At 45.4% G+C, this 963-nt stretch carries 1 protein-coding gene; it reads left to right on the top strand.

Annotated elements, in window-relative coordinates; all coding sequences use genetic code 11:
• Complete coding sequence (locus tag QTN94_RS20075; protein ID WP_331428658.1) at nucleotides 1–909, top strand: IS5 family transposase; 909 nt, start codon at nucleotides 1–3, stop codon at nucleotides 907–909.
• Nucleotides 910–963: the final 54 nt, after the last annotated feature.

The raw sequence follows: 963 nt of genomic DNA, 5'->3' as shown, positions 1-963 counted from the left end.
ATGGGTAAGGCAAAAAAGAAGATAACTAACTGGGCGGAGTACAATAAGGCTCTGTGTAAACGGGGCTCGGTTACGTTCTGGATAGATGATTCAGCTGTAGATGCATGGCGATGCAAAACCCATCATGGTAAGCGTGGTAGAGGTTTCCAGTACTCTGATACAGCGATTGAAACTGCATTGATGATTAAGGGGATATTCTCTCTACCATTGCGTGCGCTTCAAGGTTTTATCGACTCTATCTTTGAGCTATTGGAGGTTCCCCTGACGTCCCCTGACTACACGTGTATCAGCAAACGCTCGAAGACAGTTCAAGTCAAATATCGTAACAAATCCAGAGGAGCTATTCGCCATATCGCTATTGACTCGACTGGTCTCAAAGTCTTTGGCGAAGGTGAGTGGAAGGTGAAAAAGCACGGCGCCGAAAAACGCAGAACTTGGCGCAAACTGCACTTAGCCGTTGATGTAGAAACTCATGAGGCCATTAGTGCAGAAGTCAGTCTTGTAAGTGTTGGCGATAGCGAAGTGTTGTCAACATTACTCAACCCTTTACGTAGAAAGATAGATACCGTATCTGCCGATGGAGCGTATGACACAAAAAGTTGCTATGAGACCCTGAAAAATAAGGGCAGTACTCCGTTGATACCGCCTCGCAAGAATGCGGCGCTTTGGGAAGATGGGCATCCCAGAAATGAAGCAGTAAAGGCTCTGAAAAACGGAACAATAGCGGAGTGGAAATCTGAGTCGGGTTATCACTATCGCTCAATATCTGAGACTGCAATGTCTCGATATAAAGGACTAACCAGCAGTAAATTGAGCTTGAGATGTTATAACGCTCAAGTTGGTGAGGCACTGGCAAATGTCAAAGCAATGAACAAAGTCATAGGACTAGGTATGCCTGTTAGAAGCTAACGGCTAGTCATATATGGCGTCGTTGATCTTCAAGCTGATTTGATCAACAACGCC

The sequence above is a fragment of the Vibrio sp. M250220 genome, from assembly GCF_036533795.1.
In the GTDB taxonomy this organism is placed as follows: Bacteria; Pseudomonadota; Gammaproteobacteria; order Enterobacterales; family Vibrionaceae; genus Vibrio.
This window is presented reverse-complemented; position numbering and strand designations above follow the sequence as displayed.